Origin of the sequence: Micromonospora sp. DSM 45708 (assembly GCF_039566955.1) — a bacterium.
In the GTDB taxonomy this organism is placed as follows: Bacteria; Actinomycetota; Actinomycetes; order Mycobacteriales; family Micromonosporaceae; genus Micromonospora.
In genome coordinates this window covers 4,643,988-4,663,648 of record NZ_CP154796.1, presented here as the reverse complement: position 1 = coordinate 4,663,648, position 19,661 = coordinate 4,643,988, and the positions used below count along the sequence as shown (strand labels likewise).

General features: G+C 74.3%; 22 protein-coding genes and 1 tRNA gene. 14 read left to right on the top strand and 9 right to left on the bottom strand.

Annotated elements, in window-relative coordinates:
* Positions 1–9 precede the first annotated feature (9 nt).
* Together VKK44_RS19735 and VKK44_RS19730 are read right to left on the bottom strand one after the other, a co-directional pair.
* Positions 10–2,226, bottom strand: a complete 2,217-nt coding sequence (locus VKK44_RS19735; protein WP_343447823.1) for a HelD family protein — start codon at positions 2,224–2,226, stop codon at positions 10–12.
* A 211-nt stretch (positions 2,227–2,437) separates the two neighbouring features.
* A complete protein-coding gene (locus VKK44_RS19730; protein ID WP_343442636.1) occupies positions 2,438–3,583 on the bottom strand; it encodes a LolA family protein in 1,146 nt (381 codons plus the stop codon).
* A 96-nt stretch (positions 3,584–3,679) separates the two neighbouring features.
* On the opposite strand from VKK44_RS19730, the gene VKK44_RS19725 reads away from it, so the two are divergent.
* Together VKK44_RS19725 and VKK44_RS19720 are read left to right on the top strand one after the other, a co-directional pair.
* A complete protein-coding gene (locus VKK44_RS19725) occupies positions 3,680–4,336 on the top strand; it encodes a response regulator transcription factor (protein WP_343442635.1) in 657 nt (218 codons plus the stop codon).
* Positions 4,333–5,733 carry a sensor histidine kinase gene (locus VKK44_RS19720; protein ID WP_343442634.1) on the top strand — a complete coding sequence of 467 codons (1,401 nt, stop codon included), beginning with the start codon at positions 4,333–4,335 and terminating at the stop codon, positions 5,731–5,733. Before VKK44_RS19725 ends, VKK44_RS19720 begins: the two co-directional genes overlap by 4 nt.
* A gap of 3 nt (positions 5,734–5,736) precedes the next feature.
* Here VKK44_RS19720 and VKK44_RS19715 read toward each other — a convergent pair whose 3' ends face one another.
* Positions 5,737–7,413 (bottom strand): tetratricopeptide repeat protein, encoded by a 1,677-nt coding sequence (locus VKK44_RS19715; RefSeq protein WP_343442633.1) that lies wholly within the window; start codon positions 7,411–7,413, stop codon positions 5,737–5,739.
* Between the two features lie 48 nt (positions 7,414–7,461).
* Entirely contained in the window at positions 7,462–7,932 is a 471-nt protein-coding gene (locus tag VKK44_RS19710) for a MarR family winged helix-turn-helix transcriptional regulator (protein WP_343447822.1), read from the bottom strand.
* Positions 7,933–7,982: 50 nt separating this feature from the next.
* Here VKK44_RS19710 and VKK44_RS19705 point away from each other — a divergent pair, with 50 nt between their 5' ends.
* Together VKK44_RS19705 and VKK44_RS19700 are read left to right on the top strand one after the other, a co-directional pair.
* Positions 7,983–8,504, top strand: a complete 522-nt coding sequence (locus tag VKK44_RS19705) for a VOC family protein (RefSeq protein WP_343442632.1) — start codon at positions 7,983–7,985, stop codon at positions 8,502–8,504.
* Positions 8,505–8,552: 48 nt separating this feature from the next.
* Positions 8,553–9,452 carry a hypothetical protein gene (locus VKK44_RS19700; protein WP_343442631.1) on the top strand — a complete coding sequence of 300 codons (900 nt, stop codon included), beginning with the start codon at positions 8,553–8,555 and terminating at the stop codon, positions 9,450–9,452.
* Here the strand turns inward: VKK44_RS19700 and VKK44_RS19695 are convergent.
* Positions 9,418–9,936 carry a potassium channel family protein gene (locus tag VKK44_RS19695; protein ID WP_343442630.1) on the bottom strand — a complete coding sequence of 173 codons (519 nt, stop codon included), beginning with the start codon at positions 9,934–9,936 and terminating at the stop codon, positions 9,418–9,420. The two genes, VKK44_RS19700 and VKK44_RS19695, sit on opposite strands and share 35 nt — an antisense overlap.
* A 105-nt stretch (positions 9,937–10,041) precedes the next feature.
* A complete protein-coding gene (locus tag VKK44_RS19690) occupies positions 10,042–10,215 on the bottom strand; it encodes a DUF4236 domain-containing protein (RefSeq protein WP_064498970.1) in 174 nt (57 codons plus the stop codon).
* Positions 10,216–10,396: 181 nt separating this feature from the next.
* Between VKK44_RS19690 and VKK44_RS31030 the strand changes: the two genes are divergently transcribed.
* From VKK44_RS31030 to VKK44_RS19660, 7 genes are all read left to right on the top strand, one after another.
* Complete coding sequence (locus tag VKK44_RS31030) at positions 10,397–10,537, top strand: putative leader peptide (RefSeq protein ID WP_458351547.1); 141 nt, start codon at positions 10,397–10,399, stop codon at positions 10,535–10,537.
* Positions 10,538–10,675: 138 nt separating this feature from the next.
* Positions 10,676–11,707 (top strand): ABC transporter substrate-binding protein, encoded by a 1,032-nt coding sequence (locus VKK44_RS19685; RefSeq protein WP_343442629.1) that lies wholly within the window; start codon positions 10,676–10,678, stop codon positions 11,705–11,707.
* Positions 11,704–12,522 (top strand): ABC transporter ATP-binding protein, encoded by an 819-nt coding sequence (locus VKK44_RS19680; RefSeq protein ID WP_343442628.1) that lies wholly within the window; start codon positions 11,704–11,706, stop codon positions 12,520–12,522. The genes VKK44_RS19685 and VKK44_RS19680 overlap by 4 nt, the downstream gene beginning before the upstream one ends.
* Positions 12,515–13,363: an ABC transporter permease gene (locus VKK44_RS19675; RefSeq protein WP_343442627.1), complete on the top strand. Its 849-nt coding sequence runs from the start codon at positions 12,515–12,517 to the stop codon at positions 13,361–13,363. Before VKK44_RS19680 ends, VKK44_RS19675 begins: the two co-directional genes overlap by 8 nt.
* An 11-nt stretch (positions 13,364–13,374) precedes the next feature.
* Positions 13,375–14,709 (top strand): LLM class flavin-dependent oxidoreductase, encoded by a 1,335-nt coding sequence (locus VKK44_RS19670; RefSeq protein WP_343442626.1) that lies wholly within the window; start codon positions 13,375–13,377, stop codon positions 14,707–14,709.
* Positions 14,706–15,269 (top strand): flavin reductase family protein, encoded by a 564-nt coding sequence (locus VKK44_RS19665; RefSeq protein ID WP_343442625.1) that lies wholly within the window; start codon positions 14,706–14,708, stop codon positions 15,267–15,269. Before VKK44_RS19670 ends, VKK44_RS19665 begins: the two co-directional genes overlap by 4 nt.
* Positions 15,263–15,877, top strand: coding sequence for a malonic semialdehyde reductase (locus VKK44_RS19660; protein ID WP_343442624.1), 615 nt, complete (start codon positions 15,263–15,265; stop codon positions 15,875–15,877). The genes VKK44_RS19665 and VKK44_RS19660 overlap by 7 nt, the downstream gene beginning before the upstream one ends.
* Here the strand turns inward: VKK44_RS19660 and VKK44_RS19655 are convergent, their stop codons facing one another.
* Both VKK44_RS19655 and VKK44_RS19650 read right to left on the bottom strand, forming a co-directional pair.
* The gene (locus VKK44_RS19655) at positions 15,878–16,333 is read right to left on the bottom strand and encodes an RrF2 family transcriptional regulator (protein ID WP_343442623.1); all 456 of its coding nucleotides are present in this window, start codon (positions 16,331–16,333) and stop codon (positions 15,878–15,880) included.
* Positions 16,334–16,340: 7 nt separating this feature from the next.
* Positions 16,341–17,258: a helix-turn-helix transcriptional regulator gene (locus VKK44_RS19650; protein WP_458351546.1), complete on the bottom strand. Its 918-nt coding sequence runs from the start codon at positions 17,256–17,258 to the stop codon at positions 16,341–16,343.
* A 154-nt stretch (positions 17,259–17,412) separates the two neighbouring features.
* On the opposite strand from VKK44_RS19650, the gene VKK44_RS19645 reads away from it, so the two are divergent.
* Positions 17,413–18,189: a glucose 1-dehydrogenase gene (locus tag VKK44_RS19645; protein WP_343442621.1), complete on the top strand. Its 777-nt coding sequence runs from the start codon at positions 17,413–17,415 to the stop codon at positions 18,187–18,189.
* A gap of 74 nt (positions 18,190–18,263) precedes the next feature.
* Here VKK44_RS19645 and VKK44_RS19640 read toward each other — a convergent pair whose 3' ends face one another.
* Positions 18,264–18,695, bottom strand: a complete 432-nt coding sequence (locus tag VKK44_RS19640; RefSeq protein WP_007457244.1) for an SsgA family sporulation/cell division regulator — start codon at positions 18,693–18,695, stop codon at positions 18,264–18,266.
* Between the two features lie 273 nt (positions 18,696–18,968).
* Between VKK44_RS19640 and VKK44_RS19635 the strand changes: the two genes are divergently transcribed.
* Positions 18,969–19,502, top strand: a complete 534-nt coding sequence (locus tag VKK44_RS19635; RefSeq protein WP_343442620.1) for a TIGR02611 family protein — start codon at positions 18,969–18,971, stop codon at positions 19,500–19,502.
* A 50-nt stretch (positions 19,503–19,552) separates the two neighbouring features.
* Positions 19,553–19,624 (top strand) — tRNA-Val (locus tag VKK44_RS19630).
* Positions 19,625–19,661: the final 37 nt, after the last annotated feature.

Genomic DNA, 19,661 nt, shown 5'->3' with positions numbered 1-19,661 from the left:
GGCCCCTCCTTACGTCCGGAGGATGCCGAGGCGCTGGGTGGCGCGGGTGAGGGCGACGTAGAGGTCGCTGTGGCCGCGGGGGGACTCGGCGACGATCCGGTCCGGGTCCACCACCAGCACCGAGTCGAACTCCAGGCCCTTGGCCTGCTCGGTGGTGAGCACCACCACCCGGTTCGCCAGTTCCGGCTGCTCGCCGACGGCCGCCTCGGGCAGCGCCGCCACCACCGCCGCGCCCAGGTCGGCCACCCGCCCGGCCGGCACGATCACGCCGAGCCGGCCGTCCGCCAGCCCGGTCGCCTCGCGGGCGCACGCGTCGACCAGCTCGGCGGCCAGCCGGTCCGCCGGCACGGTCCGGTCCCACGGCGGTACGCCGGTGGCGCGTACCGAGCGGGGTGGACGCAGCGCCGGGTCGATTTCGGCGAGCACGTCGGCGGCGACCGCCATGATCTCGGCCGGGGTGCGGTAGCTGACGGTCAGCTCCTCCAGACGCCACCGGTCCGCCACGTACGGGGCGAGCGCCGCGCCCCAGGACGGCGTGCCGGCCAGCGCGCCGGTCTGCGCCACGTCCCCGACGATCGTCATCGAACGGCTCGGGCAGCGGCGCATCAGCAGCCGCCAGGCCATCGGCGAGAGTTCCTGGGCCTCGTCCACGATGACGTGCCCGAACGCCCAGGTCCGGTCCGCGGCGGCGCGCTGGGCGGTGGTGAGCCGGTCGGACTCCTCCTGCCGTTCGGAGAGCCGGGCGGCGTCGATCAGGTCGGTCACGCCGAGGATCTCGCCGCCGTCGGCCTCGTCCTCCACGTCGATCGAGCGGGAGCCACGCCAGATCTCCAGCACACCCTCGGCGTACTCGCGTTCCATCGCGCGGATCCGGTCCCGGCGGGCGGCGGCGGCGCGTTCGTCCTCGCCGAGCAGCTCGGCGGCCTCGTCGAGCAGCGGCACGTCGGCCGGTGTCCAGCCGCCGGGCTCCCGGTGCAGGGCGGCCCGCTCGGCGTCGGTGAGCATCGGCGCGGCGGTGGCGATCCGCTCCGGCGACGCTAACAGGTCGGCGAGCAGGCGCTGCGGGGTGAGCACCGGCCACAGCTCGTCGAGCGCGGCCACGATCTCCGGTTCCTCGCGCAGCTCACGGCGGATCTCCGCCCGGTCGGCCTCGGAGAGCAGGTTTTCCCCGCCGAGCGGGTCGGCGCCGATCCGCTCGGCCACCTGGTCGGCGAGCGCGTGCACGATCTCGATGTCGAACAGCGCGCGGGCCAGGTTGTGCGGGCGGCCGGTGCGCCGGACGCGGTCGCGGGCCTGGCGGACCGTCTCCGGGTCGAGCGTGAGCACCTCCCGCTGGGGCAGCTCGACGGTGATCGGCTCGGCCGGCACCCACTGCCGGTCCCGGACCGCGCCGGCGAGCACCTCGGTCAGCACCGCGCGACCCTTCAGCGCTGCGGTGGTCGCCGGCTCGGCCCGTCGGGCGTGCACGCCCGGGAACAGGTCGGCCTGGGTACGCAGCAGCACGCCGGTCTCGGCCAGCGCCGGCAGCACCTGGGAGATGTAGCGCAGGAACGTGGCGTTCGGGCCGACCAGCAGCACGCCGCGGGTGGAGAGCTGCTGGCGGTGGGTGTAGAGCAGGTACGCGGCCCGGTGCAACGCGACAGCGGTCTTGCCGGTGCCGGGCCCGCCCTGCACCACCATGACGCCGGGCAGGTCGGCGCGGATGATGCGGTCCTGCTCGACCTGGATCGTCTCGACGATGTCGCGCATCCGGCCGGTGCGTCCGGCGTTGAGCGCGGCGAGCAGCGACGCCTCGCCGGTGACCTCCTCGTGCGCGGTGGGGGAGGCGGCGGTGATGTCCAGCACCTCGTCGTTGAGCCCGGTGACCTTGCGGTCGCGGGTGCGCAGGTGCCGACGTCGGCGTACGCCCTGCGGGTTGGCGGCGGTGGCCAGGTAGAACGGGCGGGCGGCCGGGGCACGCCAGTCCATCAGCAGCGGGTCGTACTCGCCCGACGTGTCGAAGATGCCGATCCGGCCGATGTAGCGGGCGGCGTCGTCGTCACCGTCGAGGCGGCCGAAGCAGAGGCCGGACTCGACGGCCGAGTACTGCTCGACCTGGTCGGCGTACATCGCCACGGTGGAGTCGCGCTGCGAGCGGGCCTGCTGGGTGCCGCCGGTCAGGCGCAGCTCCTCGTCGAGCCGGCGGGCGGCCTGCTCGCGCAGCCCGTCCAGCCGGTCGTAGAGCATCGAGACGTACTCCTGCTCGCGACCGATCTCGTCGTCCTGGTGCAGCTCACCCGACACGTCGGAGTGCGTTGACAAGCGGGCTCCTCATTGACTAAAATTGCCGCAGGAATGGCATTCAAAAGCCATTCCTTTTCTGTGTCTGAACTGAGAAAGATAGCGCGTCGCCCGCCATTCGACCAAGCCCGGACACGGCTCGGGGCCCGACGTTCGATCAGCCCTTCGCGGCCTGGTAGAGCCGCTCCGGTGTGACCAGACCGGCCACCACCCGACCGTCGTCGGTCAGCAGCACGCTGAACAGCTTGCCGCTGAGCAGCCGGCCGCTGCCCCAGTCGCCGCTGACCTTCGGCAGGTCACCGAGCACCTTTGCCAGCATGTCGGCGTCCGGCGCGTCCGCGCCGGCCTTCGCGCCGCCGGCCTTGGCCGCGCCGTCGAGCGTGGCCGGGTCGCCGAGCTTGGCGACCACCACCGTGGTCCAGCCGGTGCCGACGGTACGCACGTCCGGCCGCTCCGCCCCGCCGGGCCGCCTGCCCGGCGACTTGTCGGGCGCCTTGCCGGCCGGGCCGGGGCGCGCGCCGGCCGTCTCCTCGGTGACCTTCACACCGGGCGGCGGGTTGAAGTGGAACTGGTCGGCGTCCGGCGTGCGGAAGTCGACCTGGGTGAACGCCACCTCGAACGCCGGCTCGTCCTGACCGTCGGCGAGCACCTCGAAGCGCAGCGGCACGTGCTCCTTCGCGTCCAGCGCGATCCGGACCTGGTGCACCAGCGACGCCGTGTCGCGCGGCGTGAGCACCAGCTCGTACGCGTCCCGCCCGGCCACGGTGGCGGACCGGCCGACGGTCACCGCGGTGGTCGGGTCGATCGCGGCCAGCGCCTGCTGGGCGGCGTCGGCCGGGGTGGCCGGCGCGGACGGCAGGGCCTTGCCGTCGGCGGGCAGCCGGCGGTGGACGGCGGTGTTCTCCCGGCTGCGCCAGGTCCAGACGTCGCGGCCGTTGCGCAGCACGTCCTGCTCGCCGAGCGTGTCGACCAGGGCGATCCGCTGCCGGTCCTCGCCGCCGTACCAGACGCGCAGCGTGTGCGTGCCGCTGACCAGGCCGGCCAGTTCGTTGCCGGTGGCCCGGCCGGCGAGCGCGGCGATCGGCGGCAGGCCGAGGTCGGCGCGCTGCACGACGGTGCCGGAGAGCCCGTCCAGGCGGGACGTACGCAGGTCGTCGAGCAGTTGGGCGGCGCTGCGCGGCGGCAGGGCGGGGTCGGCGCCGGCGGCGAACGTGCCGACGGCGGCGCCGCCCCCGATCACGGCGACCCCCGCGGTCACCGGGACCAGCCAGCGCAGCACGGCGCGGTTCTTCATCACGGACATAAGTGTGCACCTCCTGCGCCCCATGCTGCGGGATCGTCGCTGTGACCACGCTGAGGAGATCCCCTACGGGTGACCCGGTGGTGGCACCCTGGACCGGTGCGGTTGCTGGTGGTGGAGGACGAGACGCGGCTCGCCGCGGCGCTGCGGCGGGGCCTGTCCGCGGAGGGCTTCGTGGTGGACGTGGCGGCCACCGGCCCGGCCGGGCTGGACGCGGCCCGGCACGGCGACTACGACGCGATGATCCTGGACGTGATGCTGCCCGGCCTCTCCGGCTACGAGGTGGTGCGCCGGTTGCGGGCCGAGCAGCGCTGGTTGCCGGTGTTGATGCTGTCCGCCAAGGACGGCGAGTACGACCAGGCCGACGGCCTGGACTGCGGCGCCGACGACTACCTCACCAAGCCCTTCTCGTACGTGGTGCTGCTGGCCCGGCTGCGGGCGCTGCTGCGCCGGGGCGCGCCCCGCCGGCCGGCCGTGCTCACGGTCGGCGACCTGCGGCTGGACCCGGCCCGGCGGCGGGTCACCCGGGCCGACGTCGAGGTGGCGCTGACCAGCCGTGAGTACGCGCTGCTCGACTACCTGATGCGCCGTCCCGGCGAGGTGGTGTCCAAGACCGAGCTGCTGGACCACGTCTGGGACGCCTCGGTGGACACCGCCCCGAACGCGGTGGAGGTCTACGTCGGCTACCTGCGTCGCAAGATCGGCCGGGAGCGGCTGGAGACGGTCCGCGGCGCCGGTTACCGGTTGGCCACATGATCCGTCGGCTGCGGAGCCCCGGCCTGCGGGCCCGGCTGCTCGCGTTGGGCGTGCTCGGCCTGGTGCTCGGGTTCGCGCTCGGCGGGGCGCTGCTGCTCGGCGCGCTCGGCTGGACGCTGCAACGCTCGGTCGACGCGGAGGCGCTACGGACCGCCGACGCGGTCGCGTTGCTCACCGCCGAGGACGCGCTGCCGGACCCGCTGCCGGTGGCCGGCGGGCAGTTGCGCGTACAGGTGGTGGACGGGCAGGGCCGGATCCGGGCCGCCTCGATCGACGCGGACCGGCTGGTGCCGATGCTCGGCCCGGACCGGTTGCGGCCCGGCCAGCGGCAGCGGCTGGTGGTGGACGGCCAGCGGGTCGGCCTGTCCGGGCCGGTCCGGGTGGTCACGGTGCCGGCCGGTACGCCGGCGGAGCCGCGCACGGTGCTGGTGGCCAAGTCGCTCTCCGACGTGCGGCACAGCCTGCACGTGGTGCGCAACCTGCTGCTGGTCGGCTTCCCGCTGCTGGTGGCGGGCCTGGCGGTGGTGGCCTGGCGGGTGGTGGGCGCGACGCTGCGCCCGGTGGAGGAGCTGCGCAGCGGCGCCGCCGAGATCACCGGGCGGGCCGGGGCGGAACGGCTGCCGGTGCCGGCCGGGCAGGACGAGATCCACCGCCTCGCGGTCACGCTCAACGACATGCTGGACCGGCTGGCCGCGTCCCGGGACCGGCAGCGGGCGTTCGTGGCCGACGCCGCGCACGAGCTGCGCAGCCCGTTGACGAACATGCGGACCGAGCTGGAGGTGGCCCGGCGTCTCGGTGACGACACCGACTGGCCGGCGGTCGCCGACGACCTGCTCGCCGACACCGAGCGGCTGAGCCGTCTGGTCGACGACCTGCTGCTGCTGGCCCGCCTCGACGAGGCCGAGGCGCACCCCGCGCGGCCGGCGGCGGTGGGTCCGGTGGAACTGGGTGAGCTGCTGCGCGGCGTGGCGGCCCGCTACCCGTCGCCGCCGGTGCGGCTGGCGGTGCCGGCCGGGGCGTGGTGGACCGAGGGGGATCCGGGGGAGCTGCGCCGGGTGCTGGTCAACCTGGTGGAGAACGCGCTGCGGCACGCGCACGCCGAGGTGCGGCTGGCGGTCACCGGCCCGGAGGGCGCGTACCACCTGGTCACGGTGACCGACGACGGGCCGGGCATCCCGGCGGCGGACCGGGAGCGGGTGTTCGCCCGTTTCACCCGGCTGGACGACGCGCGGGCCCGGGACGCCGGCGGCGCGGGCCTCGGCCTGGCCATCGTGCGGGAGCTGGTGCGCCGGGCCGGCGGCACGGTGGAGCTAACGGACGCGACGCCGGGCGCCGCCGTGCCGGGGCTGCGGGCGACGGTACGGCTGCCCACGCTGGTCGAGCCGGACCCGGAGTGACAGTCAGCGGCGTCGCTTCGTGCAGACCGGGGCGGCGCGGGCGACCGTGTCGGTGGACCAGACCAGCGCCACGGTGAAGCAGTAGTCGGTGGTGCGGTCGAGCCCGTAGGCGATGTAGTCGCCCGAGCCGGCGGGCAGTGTCGCGAACGTGTGCTGCGGCTGGCCGGCGCGGCCCCCGGCGACCACCACCGGCCCTTCCGCGCCGGCCGGGTACGTCCAGCTCAGCACGATGCTGTCGCGTCGGTCGGTGAGCGCGAACCGGCCCGGTGGGGTGCCCGGGGAGGCGGCCGGCCGGGCACTTGCGGTCGGGCGCGCGGAGGTCGGCGGCGGTCCGCTCGTCGGCGGTCCGCCCGACGGGGCGGCCGGGGTGTCGTGGCCACCGCCCACCCGCGACACGCCGGCGATCACCGCGATGGTGCCGAGCAGCAGCGCCACCACCACGCCGAGCACCGCCAGCGGCAGCCAGGGCCGTTCGCGCCGGGGCGTGGCGGGGGGCCGGGGCACGTGCACCGGCAGGTAGCGCGACGGCGACTCGGGGGCCGGGGGCGGCGGCACCCGGCGTACGCCGGGCGGCGCGTCGTCGGCGAGCCCGACCACGGTGGGCGGCAACGCGTCCTCGCCCGGCGGCCAGGGCTGCTCGGCCGACCCGCCGGCCCGTCGGGGGTCGGCCGGCTCGTCCGGCGGCCAGGGCTGGTCGGCCGGCTGCCAGCGCTGCTCCGCGGGCCCGTCGGGTCGCCAGGGCTGCTCATGCTCCGGCGGCCACGGGTAGTCGTCGAACGGCTCGCCGTCGGCCTCGGGCGGGGTGCGGGGCGTGGGCACGTGCCCGGCGTCGGTGGCCCGGCCCGGCGGGTGGTAGAGCGGCGTCTGCACCGGCTCGTCGAGCGCGGGCGGCGTGTAGGGCGGCAGGTCGGGTGGACCCTCGACGGGTGGGGCGACCCGGGCGGCGGGCACCACCGGCGTCCGTGGCGCGGGTGGCTCGGGCGCGGCGCAGACATGGTCGGGGTCGGCGGCGGCCCGGGCCAGGCCGGCCACCTGGACGGCGAGCGGGTCGTCCACGGCCAGGTGCTGGCGGCACAGGTCCTCGGCGAGCGCCAGGTGCTCGTGCGCCTCGGCGTACCGGCCGCAGTCGCGTTCCATGGCGCCGAGCTTGGCCAGCATCTTGATGCCGCTGGGGTGGTCGTCGCCGTAGACCTCGCGGTGCAGCTCCCACGCGTCGGCGAGGCGGTCGCGGGCCACCTCGCACTGACCGCGTGCGTATTCCACCGTGGCCAGGTCGGCGTGCGCGGCCAGCACCCGCTGCGACTCGGGCCCGTCGCGGGCGGTCAGCTCGATGATGACGTCGGAGTAGAGCCGGGCGGCGCGGGCGTCGCTGCCGACCCGGTGCAGCACCGCGGCCAGCGTCGCGGCGGCGGTGACGGTGCGTTCGTCGGAGCGGCCGAACAGGCGGGTGGCCGCCGCGTACGCGAACGCGGCCCAGCCGCGCGCGGAGTGCGGTTCGCCGAGCGCGACGAGCAGTCGCGCCTGGAGGCCGGCCGCCTCGGCCAGCTCGGGGGAGGCGTTGCCGGGGCGCGGGTCGGCGTCGCTGAGCGCGTCGGCGAGCAGCCGTTGCGCACCGGTGAGGTCGCCTTCGGACACCAGTTGGTGCGCCTGGACGGTCAGGTCAGCGAAGCCGGAGGACACGCCCCATCGTGCTCATCCGGCGACGGTAAGTACAACCCCCGGAGTGGATCAGTTTGGTGCCGATTGGGTCAAGTGGTCGGCGAGCGTCTCGCTGATCCGGCGGAGCTGGTCGACCTGGGCCGGGCTGAGCGCGTCGAACAGGTGCCGGCGTACCCCCTCGACGTGCCCGGGCGCGGCGGCGCCCAGCGTGGCGAAGCCGTCGTCGGTGAGCACGGCGAGCTGGCCGCGCCGGTCGGTGGGGCAGTCCTCCCGGCGGATCCAACCGGCGGCCTCCAGCCGGGCGGCGGCGTGCGAGAGCCGGCTGCGCGAGGAGCCGGTGGCATCGGCCAGCTCGCTCATCCGCAGCCGCCGGTCGGGGGCCTCGGAGAGCCGGACCAGGATCTCGTAGTACGCGTGCGGCATGCCGGCGTCGCGTTGCAGCTCGCGGTCGAGCGTGTCCATCAGCGCGCGGGAGGCGGCGAGGAAGGCCCGCCAGGTCCGCTGCTCGTCGGGGTCCAGCCACCGGGTCATGACGCCCATCATAGCGCCAATGGTTGAACGCTCAATCAAAACGCGGTACCGTCGAGGGCATGGGAATCCACCGGCTCAACCACGCCGTCCTCTACGTCAGTGACCTGGAGCGCAGCGTCGCCTTCTACCGCGACGTGCTGGGCTTCCGCCGGGTCCCGATGACGCCGGACGGCTTCCGCGGCGCCGCCTTCCTCCAGGCGCCCGACTCCACCAACGACCACGACCTCGGGCTGTTCGAGATCGGCGCGGCGGCCGGGGCGTCCCAGGCCGGCCGGGGCACCGTCGGCCTCTACCACCTCGCCTGGGAGCTGGACACGCTCGACGAGCTGGCCGCCACCGCCGAGCGGCTGGCCGCCGCCGACGCGCTGGCCGGCGCGTCCGACCACGGCACCACCAAGAGCCTCTACGGCCGCGACCCCGACGGGCTGGAGTTCGAGATCGTCTGGATCGTCCCGGCGAACCTGCTGGACGACGCCGCGCTCACCGCCCGCAAGCGGATCGGTCGGCTCGACCTCGACCGGGAACGGCAACGCTACGGCGGCCAGACCCGCGGCGGCGTGGGCGTCTCCGTCCCGGCCTGACCGGGGTTCCCGGCCGGCCGCCCGGTCGGGTGCGGTAGAAACGGCACCATGTCGACCGACGCCGTCCTGCGCGAGCTGCTCGTCCGCCAGCTCGACCACTGGCTCCCCGCGGCGCTGCACCGGGCGCGGCGGGCCACGCTCGCCCTGGCGTACGCCGGGGGAGACGCCGGCGGCGCGGAGGCGGCGCTGCGCGTGGTGGCCGAGTTCGCCGACCGGCTGCGCGGGCGGCGGCTGACCGTGCTGGTGCTGGCCGAGGGCGACGCGGAGCTGCCGGCACGGCTCGGCGCCGCCGAGGCCGCCCTCCCGGCGGACGTGGCCGTGCACCTGGTGCCCGGCCGGCCGGACCGGCTGCCGGTGGCGCTCAAGGCGGCCGGCGCGGCCGGCGCGCCGCTGCTGGCCGTGGTCGACGGCGGCGAGCCCGACCCGGCCCTGCTGGCCGCCGTGGCCGCCGGCCGCCCGGCCGAGCTGCTGCTGGTGACCGCGCCCGGCCGGTCGCTGCGGCCGGCGTTGACCGGGGCCGGTTTCCCGTTGGTCACCGAGGTGGAGCTGGTGCCGGAGGACGGGCCGGCCCGGCTGCTCGGCTACGCCACCGGTTCCGACCGCGGCCTGGAGACGGTGAAGGACGCGCTCTGGGCGGTCGACGGGTTCGCCGGTGTGCGTTACCGCGACCCGGCCGACCCGGCGGGACCGCTGCTCGACGTCACGCTCGACCCGGAGGCGGGCCCGCTGCGCCGTGAGCTGTTGGCCGAGCTGGCCCGCTCCGGCCCCCGTACGGTGACCGAGCTGCGCCGGTTCGCGGCCACCGCCACTGTCTACCGGACCGCCGACGCCAACCGGGCGCTCGCCTCGCTGCTCGCCGGCGGCGCGGTGACCCGCGACCCGGAGCCCGGCCGGCTCGGTGGGGACGTGGTGATCAGCGCCGTGAGGACCGCTGGGTCATCTGCCTGACCACCACCGACGCGCCGGTGGCGACCACGCCGATGCTGAACACCATCTGCGCGCAGACCGCCACCCGGGCGATCTGCCCCTGTGCGTGCACGTCGCCGTAGCCGATCGTGGTGAGCGTGGCCAGCGCGAAGTAGAGCGCGTCGATCCGGGTGCGCAACCCGACGAACTCACCGGGGCGGGTGTTCGCCACCACGTAGTCGGCCAGCGCGAAGACCAGCAGCCCGGCGATCAACGCGATGGCGAGGCGGGTGAGCGCGCGGTCCTCCGCGTCGCCGGTCGGCTGGTCGCGGGTGAGCTGACGCCGGACCTGGCCGGTCACCAGGAACGCGACCGCCGCCACCAGCAGCACCGTGGCGACGGAGCGCAGGGCCAGCCGCAGCCCGTTCGGATCCGCCTCGACCGGGACCAGGAAGTAGCCGGTCAGCATCAGCGCGGAGGCCGCCACGGCCCGCCGCCGCATCCGCCGCGGGGTCAGGTCCACCATGTCGCGATTGTGCGCCCTGGACCCGGTCGCGTCGGCGGAACACCGGACCGGGCGACGAACTCCGGTGCCGACGGACCGTCGGCACCGGAGTTCGTCGCCCGGGGATCAGGCCTTGTCCTGCTTCCAGGACAGCGGCCCCGGAAGGTCCACGCGGTGGGCGCGGGTGTTCGAGTTCCAGGACCAACGGCCGATCTTGATGCTCCACGAGGAGAACCCGTTCTGGGTGAAGTGGAGGATCAGTGGCCCGTACTTCTTGCGCTTGCGGAACTGGACGCCCATCGGGGGTGCCTCCTTCGATCTCCCTGCTTCTGCGAGGGGAACATGCCCGGATCGACGAAACGCGAAACCCGGTGCGGTCCGGTCTGGACGGTGGGCGTCGCGCCCGGCACAATCTCTATCCAACGGGTAGGTGTTAAGGGGTGGTAAATGCTGGTGGAGGCGGGTTGTAACAAAGCCAGCAATGAAAGTCTCACTGACTGGAAGAGCGTTGACCGGCGGGGACGACGGTCGGCAGCATGAGGGCATGTCGCAGCGGGACGAGCTTCTCCTCACCGCTCGCGTGCACGTCGACCTGGTCCGGCACGCGAGCGCGCTCTGTTGAGCCAAGCGCTCGTCGTTCCCCCCTCTCCGCCCGTCCGTTCCCGTCGCCGGCGCATCGTGGCCCGGCGCGGCACGGCGTGCGCTCCGCCCCCACGTGGGCCCCCTCCACCGCATCGTGGACAGATCAGGAGACACCGCCATGCCCTCGACCAGCTCACCCCGGCGTGCCCTCGCCGCCGCCGTCGCCCTGCTCGCCCTCACCGCCGCCACCGGCTGCGGCGCCCGCGCCGCCGCCACCGGCAGCCAGACCACCGAACTGCGCTACCAGGGCTCGGTCGGTCAGGTGACGCTCCCCGAACTCGCCGCCGACCTCGGCTACCTCGGCGACGTGACGCTCACCTGGATCGGCAACGTCACCGGCGGCCCGGCCGACATCCAGGCCACCGCCACCGGCCAGAGCGACTTCGGCGGCGCGTTCAACGGCGCGATCGTCAAGCTCCAGACCGCCAACGCGCCGATCACGGCCGTGGTCAGCTACTACGGCTCCGACGCACAGACCTTCCAGGGCTACTACGTGCGCGACGACAGCCCGATCCGCGGCCCGCGCGACCTGATCGGCAAGCGGGTCGGCATGAACACGCTCGGCGCGCACGCCGAGGCCGTGCTGCGGACCTGGCTCGCCAGGGGCGGTCTGACCGCCGACGAGATCGGCCGCGTCGAACTTGTCGCGCTGCCGCCGGTCAACACCGAACAGTCGCTGCGCGCCAAGCAGATCGACGTCGCGGTGCTCGGCGGTGTGATCCGCGACAAGGCGGTCGCGGCCGGCGGCATCCGCACCGTGTTCACCGACTTCGAGCTGCTCGGGGCGTTCAGCGCCGGCAGCTACGTCTTCCGCGACGACTTCATCGCCCGCAACCCGGACACCGTCCGCGCGTTCGTCACCGGTGTGGGCAAGGCCATCGAGTGGGCGCGCACCCAGCCCCGGGCGACCGTGGTGGCCCGACTCAAGGAGATCATCGGCAAGCGGGGCCGCAACGAGGACGCCACCCTGGTCGACTACTGGAAGTCCAGCGGCGTGGCCGAGACCGGCGGCGTCATCACCGACCGGGAGTTCGCCACCTGGATCGACTGGCTGGCCGACGCCGGCGAACTCAAGGGCGCCCGGCCGAAGCCGGGCGACCTCTACACCAACCGGTTCAACGCGTTCGCCAACCCGGGCGGTGGCGCGTGAGCACCGACAAGATCCGCTTCGACCGGGTGCGCAAGGTCTTCCCGGGCCGGCGTGCCGGCGGCGGCGCGGTCACCGCGCTCGACGACCTCACCCTCGGCGTACGCCCCGGCGAGTTCCTCGTCGTCGTCGGCCCCAGCGGCTGCGGCAAGTCGACCCTGCTCGACCTGCTCGGCGGGCTGACCACCCCGACCGCGGGGCAGGTGCTCGTCGACGGCCGGCCGGTCACCGGTCCCGGCCTGGACCGGGGCATCGTCTTCCAGCAGTACGCGCTGCTGCCCTGGCGCACCGCCGCCGGCAACGTCGCGTTCGGCCTGGAGGCCAAGGGCCTGCCCCGCGCCGAACGCGCCGAACGCGTCGCCCACCACCTGGAACTGGTCGGCCTCACCGGCTTCGCCGACCGTTACCCGCACGAGCTGTCCGGCGGCATGAAGCAACGCGTCGCCATCGCCCGCAGCCTCGCGTACGACCCGGACGTGCTGCTCATGGACGAGCCGTTCGCCGCGCTCGACGCGCAGACCCGCGACTCGCTCCAGGACGAGCTGGTCCGGATCTGGCAGGCCACCGGCAAGACCATCGTGTTCATCACGCACGGCATCGACGAGGCCGTGCACCTGGGCGGACGGGTCGCCGTGATGACGTCCCGCCCCGGCCGGATCAAGCAGGTCATCGACATCGAGCTGGGCGACCGGGAGGCGGAGGAGGACGTCCGCTCCACCGACGCGTTCCGGCACCACCGGCACCAGATCTGGACGCTGCTGCGCGACGAGGTACGCGCCGCGCAGTCCGCCGTCCGCGAGGAGGCCCGCGTTGGTTGACGTCGCCGCACCTCCGGCCCGCCCGGCGGCCCCGCCCGCCCCGGCCGTCGCACCCCGCCGTCCCGGCCGGCTGCTCGCGCTCGGCGGCCGGGCCCTGCACCGCAGCGTCGCGCTGCTGGCGCTGGCCGCGATCTGGGAGACCGTGCCCCGCACCGGCCTGGTCGACCGGGTCTTCCTGCCCCCGCTGTCCGAGGTGCTCGTCGCCTGGTGGGAGCTGCTGCGCAGCGGGCAGCTCGCCGAGCACGTCGGCGCCAGCCTGACCCGCTCGCTGACCGGGTTGGCGCTGGCGGTGGTCACCGCCATCCCGCTCGGCCTGCTGATCGGCTGGTACCGGCCCCTCGCGGACCTGCTCAGCCCGCTGCTGGAGGTGTTCCGCAACACCGCCGCGCTGGCGCTGCTGCCGGTCTTCGTGCTCATCCTCGGCCTCGGCGAGACCTCCAAGATCGCGCTGGTGGTCTACGCCTGCTCCTGGCCGATCCTGCTGAACACCATCGCCGGCGTGAAGGGCGTCGACCCGCTGCTGGTGCGCTCGGCCCGCTCGATGGGCCTGGACCACCTGCGGCTGTTCCAGAAGGTGATCCTGCCGGCGTCCGTGCCGACCATCTTCACCGGCGTCCGGCTGGCCGGTGCCTACTCGATCCTGGTGCTGGTCGCCGCCGAGATGGTCGGCGCGAAGGCCGGGCTCGGCTACCTCGTCAACTACGCGCAGTACAACTTCGCGATCCCCGACATGTACGCCGGGATCATCACCATCTCCGCCATCGGGCTGGTGGTCAACCAGCTCCTCGTCGCCGGGGAACGTCGCTTCTCCACCTGGCGCGTCGACGTCACCACCGCCTGAGAGGAACCGCCATGACCCGCACCCTGCACCTGAACGCCTTCCTGATGGGCGTCGGCCACCACGAGGCCGCCTGGCGGCACCCACGCACCGACCCCGGCCGCCTCGCCGACGTGCGGCACTTCCAGGAGCTGGCCCGCATCGCCGAGCGGGGCACCCTCGACTCGGTCTTCCTCGCCGACGGGCTGGCCGTCGGTCCGGCCGTCCGGCACAACATCCAGGCCGTCTTCGAGCCGCTCACGCTGCTCGCCGCGCTGGCCACCGTCACCGAGCGCATCGGCCTGATCGCCACCGCCTCGACCACCTACACCGAACCGTTCAACCTGGCCCGCGCGTTCGCCTCGCTCGACCACCTCAGCGGCGGCCGGGCCGGCTGGAACATCGTCACCTCCGCCCAGGCCCGCGAGGCGCGCAACTTCAACCTGGACGACCACCCCGCGCACGCCGACCGGTACCGCCGCGCCGCCGAACACGTCGACGTGGCGATCAAGCTCTGGGACAGCTGGGAGGACGACGCGCTGGTGCTCGACACCGCCGGTGGTGTCTTCGCCGACACCGACCGGGTGCACGAGATCGCGCACACCGGCGAGCGGTTCCGGGTGGCCGGGCCGCTCAACACGCCCCGACCGCCGCAGGGTCGCCCGCTGCTGGTGCAGGCCGGCTCGTCCGCCGACGGCATCGCGTTCGCCGCCCGCTACGCCGAGGCCGTCTTCACCGCCCAGCAGACGCTCGCCGACGGCCAGGCGTTCTACGCCGCGCTCAAGCGGGCCACCGCCGACGCCGGCCGTGACCCGGAACTGGTCAAGGTGCTACCCGGTATCGCACCGGTCATCGGGGGTACCGAACAGGAGGCCCGTGCCCTCGCCGACGAACTGGAGGCGCTGATCGTGCCCGAACACGCGCTCGCCCAGCTCTCCGGCATGACCGGGCTGGACCTGACCGGCCGACCGCTGGACGGGCCCCTGCCCGACCTGCCGGACGCCACCACCGTGCAGTCGCACCAGAGCCGCTACCAGCTCGTCGTCGACCTGGCCCGGCGGGAACGGCTCACCCTCCGGCAGCTCATCGGCCGGCTCGGCGGCGGGCGCGGGCACCGCGTCGTGGTCGGCACGCCCGAGCAGATCGCCGACCAGATCGCGCTCTGGTTCACCCAGGGCGCCGCCGACGGCTTCAACGTCATGCCACCGCTGCTACCCCACGGACTGGAGGCCTTCGTGGACCACGTCGTACCCCTGCTGCGCCGGCGCGGGCTGTTCCGGTCCGAGTACACCGGGCGCACCCTGCGCGAGCACTACGGCCTGCCCCGGCCGGCCGGCGTCCACGCCGCCCGAGAGCTGGTGGCGTCGTGACCACCGTGGACGGGCCGAGCACCGGCACCGTCGAGCTGCGCCCGGTCGACGTCGACTCGTTCCGTGGCCTGCTGCGCCGGCAGGCGTCCACGGTCACCGTGGTCACCACGCCCGGCCTGCGCGGTGACCGGCTCCTGCCGACGCTGCCGCCGGCCGGCTTCACCGCCACCTCGTTCACCTCGGTGTCGCTGGACCCGCCGCTGGTCTCGGTCTGCCTCGGTCGCGCGTCGTCGAGCTGGCCGACCGTCGCGCACGCCGAGCACGTGGCCGTGCACCTGCTCGCCTCCGGCCAGCAGGAGATCGCGCAGATCTTCGCCACCAGCGGCATCGACCGGTTCACCGCCCACCCCGGCTGGACCACCGGCCCGTTCGGGGTGCCGCTGATCGGCGACGCGCTGGCCGTGCTGCTGTGCCGGGTGGTCCGCCGGATCGCCGCCGGCGACCACACCATCGTGCTCGGGGAGCCGCTGGCGCTCGGCGCCGGCGAGGACGGCGACCCGCTGCTGCACCACCGGGGCCGCTACACCACCACGATCGAGGACTGGTCCGACTCGTGGTGACCGCGCCCGCCGACGAGCTGCTCGCGCTCGACCGGGCCGCCCAGGACCTGCTGTTCCGGGCGGCCCGCACGGCCACCGCGTTCACCGCCGAACCGGTCGACGACGCGCAGGTCCGGGCCGTGCACGACCTGGTCCGGTACGGCCCGACCGCGATGAACGCGCAACCGCTGCGGGTGCTGCTGCTGCGCTCGCCGCAGGCCCGGGCGCGGCTGCTGCCGTACGTCAGCGCCGGCAACCGGGAGAAGACGGCCGGCGCGCCGCTGACCGCGGTGCTCGCCGCCGACGTGGACTGGCACGACCGGCTGCCCGAGCTGTTCCCGCACCGCCCCGGCGCGCGGGACTGGTTCACCGGCGACCCGGCCGGCCGGGAGGCGCAGGCCCGGTTCAACGCCGCGCTCCAGATCGGCTACCTGGTGCTCGGGGTCCGCGCCGCCGGGCTGGCCGCCGGCCCGATGGCCGGGTTCGACGCGCCCGGCGTGGAACGCGAGTTCTTCCCCGACGGGCGGCACCGGGTGCTGCTGCTGATGAACATCGGCCGCCCGGCCCCGGACGCCTGGCGGGAACGGCTGCCCCGGCTGCCGTACGAGGAGGTCGTCACCACCCTGTGATCAGCGCGGCTCCCACGCGTCCGGCTGGGTGGTCAGCTTGCGCACGTGCGCCGGCAACCGGCCGCTGACCAGCTCCTCCAGGCTCACCTCGTCGACCACCCGCCGCACCGAGGCGCGCACCGCCACCCAGAGCCGGGGCAGGTTCTCCGCCGCGCCCTCGTAGCGGGTCTCCTCGGGACGCAGCCCGCGTACCCCGGCGAGCGGACCGTCGACGGCGCGCAACACCTGCCCGATGGTGACGTCGCGCGGTGGCCGGGACAGCGTGTAACCGCCCTCGGCGCCGCGCTGGGCCCGGACGATCCCGGACCGGCGCAGATCGGCCAGGACCGCTTCGAGAAACTTGCGGGGCATGTCCTGCTCCGCCGCGATGGCCTGGGTGGACAGCAGGGTGGGGTACGCGGTGGCCAGGCTCAGGGCTGCCCGGACCGCGTAGTCGCCGCGCGCGGAGATCTGCACACTGCCATCATGCCCGGCCGGGCGGCGCGGGGGAGTCGGCGGGCGGGCGCGGACGCACCAGACGGACGGGCAGCGGCTGCTCCCGGGCGGCCCGGAACGCCCCCGGACTCACCCCGACCTCCCGGGTGAAGAAGCGGCCGAAGTTGGTGGGCTCGGGAAAACCGAGCTGCCGGCCGATCCGGGCGATCGGGTCGTCGGTGGCGGCCAGCAGCCGGCACGCCTGCAACGCCACCCGCTCGTCGATGACCTGCTTGGCGCTGCGGCCGGTCACCGCCAGGCAGGCCCGGGTCAGGGTACGCACGGAGCAGCCGAGCTGGGCGGCGTAGTCCTCCACCCGGCGGGTGTGCCGGTAGCCGCGTTCCACCTCGCGGCACAGCCGCCGGAACGTCACCGCCTCGGTCCCCGGCGCCGGCCGCCCCTTCTCGCCGCACGGCAGCAGGCTCAGCCGCAGCAGCAACACGGCGAGCTGGTGACGCAGCAACGCCGTGGCGGCGGGCACCAGCGCGTGCCGGTCGGCGTCCACCGCCAGCTGGGACACCTCGGTGATCACCGCGTCGGCGTCCTCACCGGCGAGCTGGCGGTGGGTGGGCACCGCGTCCGGGTCGACGTCGAGGCCGCGCAGCGCGTCCGGCCCCCAGCTCACCACCGTGGCGTCGAGCTGCTGGCCGAGGCAGCGCAGCGCCTGGCCGGGGCGGGCGTGCAGCAGCGTGCCCGGGCGGCAGGGCACGGCCCGGAAGTCCAGCTCGGCGGTGCCGTGGCCGTGGGTGACCAGGATCAGCAGATCGCGGTCGAGCAGGATCGGCCGGTGCCAGCCGGGTCCGGCGGTGAGGTCGTCGAGCGCGCCGGTGACGATCTCGTCGGTGTCGAGGCGGGCGTCCGAGAGGCCGATGCGGGTGGCCGGGGAGGGCTGACCGGTAGTGACCATCATCCCGACGGTAACCGGCCCGGCCGCACGTTGCATCTCGACGGTTCCACCCCGCCCGGACACCCTTGTCGGGGTGCACCACGGACGGTTAGGTTACCGATCGGTAAGGCCGGGGTCGGGCGACCGGCCCGGCGGCGACGGCGATGGGATGGGCATGACGGATCTGTTCTCGGTCGACGGCAAGACGGTCCTGGTCACCGGCGGCTCGCGGGGGATCGGGCTGATGATCGCGCGCGGTTTCGTGCGGGCCGGCGCCCGAGTGATCATCTCCTCGCGCAAGGCCGACGTGTGCGAGGCGGTGGCCCAGGAACTCTCCGCCGAGGGGCACTGCGAAGCCATTCCGGCGGACCTCGGCAGCGACGCCGGCGCGCTGGCGCTGGCCGAAGCCGTCCGGCAGCGCCACGACCGGCTCCACGTGCTGGTCAACAACGCGGGCGCCACCTGGGGCGCGCCGCTGGAGGAGTACCCGGAGAGCGCGTTCGACAAGCTCTGGGCCGTCAACGTCAAGGCCGTGTTCCGGCTCACCACCGCGCTGCTGCCGGCGCTGCGCGCCGCCGCCGGCCCCGACGACCCGGCCCGCGTGATCAACATCGGCTCGATCGACGGCATCCGGGTGCCGTGGATGGAGGTGTACGCCTACTCCGCCACCAAGGCCGCCGTGCACATGCTCACCCGCGGTCTCGCCCACCAGCTCGCCGGCGAGGCGATCACCGTCAACGCGATCGCGCCCGGGCCGTTCGAGAGCAAAATGATGGCGTTCGCACTCGACGACCCGGAGTCGCGCGCCGCCATCGAGCAGCAGGTGCCGCTGGGCCGCATCGGCCGCCCCGACGACATGGCCGGCACCGCGATCTACCTCGCGTCACGCGCCGGCGCGTACCTGACCGGAGCGGTCATCCCGGTCGACGGTGGGATCACCACGCGCGGCTGACCGCGTACCCCGGGCGAGACGGCCCGGGGCCGCGCGGACTCGGCAGATCCGCGCGGCCCCGGGTTTCGCCGTGGTCAGCGACCGGCGAGCAGCCGGTTCACCGCGGTGTCGACGTCCAGGTGCTCGGCCTCCCGGCCGCGCGGGACGACGACGTAGGTCCGGCGCAGGAAGCGCACCAGCACGCTGCGCGGCACCTCGAACAGGGCGTTGCCGTCCGGTGACGACAACGCCAGCGCGACGAAGTCGCCGCGCGGGGTGGCCCACGGCCAGACCCGCACATCACCGATGCCGGCCGGCTCGTCGAGCCCGGTGACCAGCAGTTCGCGTGCGAACGACCAGCTCACCGCCTCGCCGCCGGCCGACTCGGCATGGAACAGGACATGGACCGCGTACGGGTCAGCAGGGTCGTAACGCAGACTGGCACGCACCGGCAAGGCGGTGGCGTCAGGCGCGACGAGCCTTAGCGACGTCTCGACCTCTACGGTCGTCGGTCGGATGACACTCATGGACGTTCTCCCCCCGGCACCGCTGCGGAACGCGCGTGTCCCGCTTTTCCCATACTCAGGTGCTGCTCCTGGCTACGCTCCGCCATACGCTGACTTCACCCAGTGGTGGGAAGGGGGTCGGAAAGCTCTCGGGGCCGGGAGACCCCGAGTAGGATTTCCGGTTCCGCCCACTCCGTCGTCCCGCCCGGCAACGGGTGGTTCAGTCGTCGACTTACTCCGGTAACGTCCAGTCCTCAGCAGGGGTGACGGTCCCGCGCGACACTGGGGGTGGAAATGGTCACGAGGGGATCCTCGGTGGCATCGCGGGCCACTGGCGGTTCGCCGGAAGATGCGGCCCGAACGGCCAGAAATCGGGGGTACGAAGTGCCGGTCGACGGGCGTTCCCCAGCCGCTCCCACCACGCCGCGTCGGCAGGGCTGGCGGGGTCGCCTGCACACCACGCTCGACCTGATCCGGGCCAACCCCACCGGCCGCATCGCGCTGCGGATCTTCATCGGCATCCTCGGCGCCGTCGTGGTCACCGTCGGCATCGCGCTCATCCCGCTGCCCGGCCCCGGCTGGCTGCTCGTCATCGCCGGACTCGGCGTCTGGGCGGTCGAGTTCCACTGGGCCCGCCGGCTGCTCGCGTTCACCCGCCGGCACGTCAACGCCTGGACGCGTTGGGTGACCAGCCGATCGCTGCCGGTGCGCTTCGTGCTCGGCCTGGTCGGGCTGCTCTTCGTGTCGGTGGTGGTGTGGCTGTCGCTGAAGTACAGCCTCGGCATCGACGTGGTGGCGCGGGTGCTGCACTACCTCGCGACGCACTGAGGCCCGGTTTTTGGTCCGGGCCGTCGATCGGGTAGAGTCATGCGCGCTGAGGGCGATTAGCTCAGCGGGAGAGCGCTTCGTTCACACCGAAGAGGTCACTGGTTCGATCCCAGTATCGCCCACGCAGGTCAAAGGCCACTTCCCGGCTTCGGGAGGTGG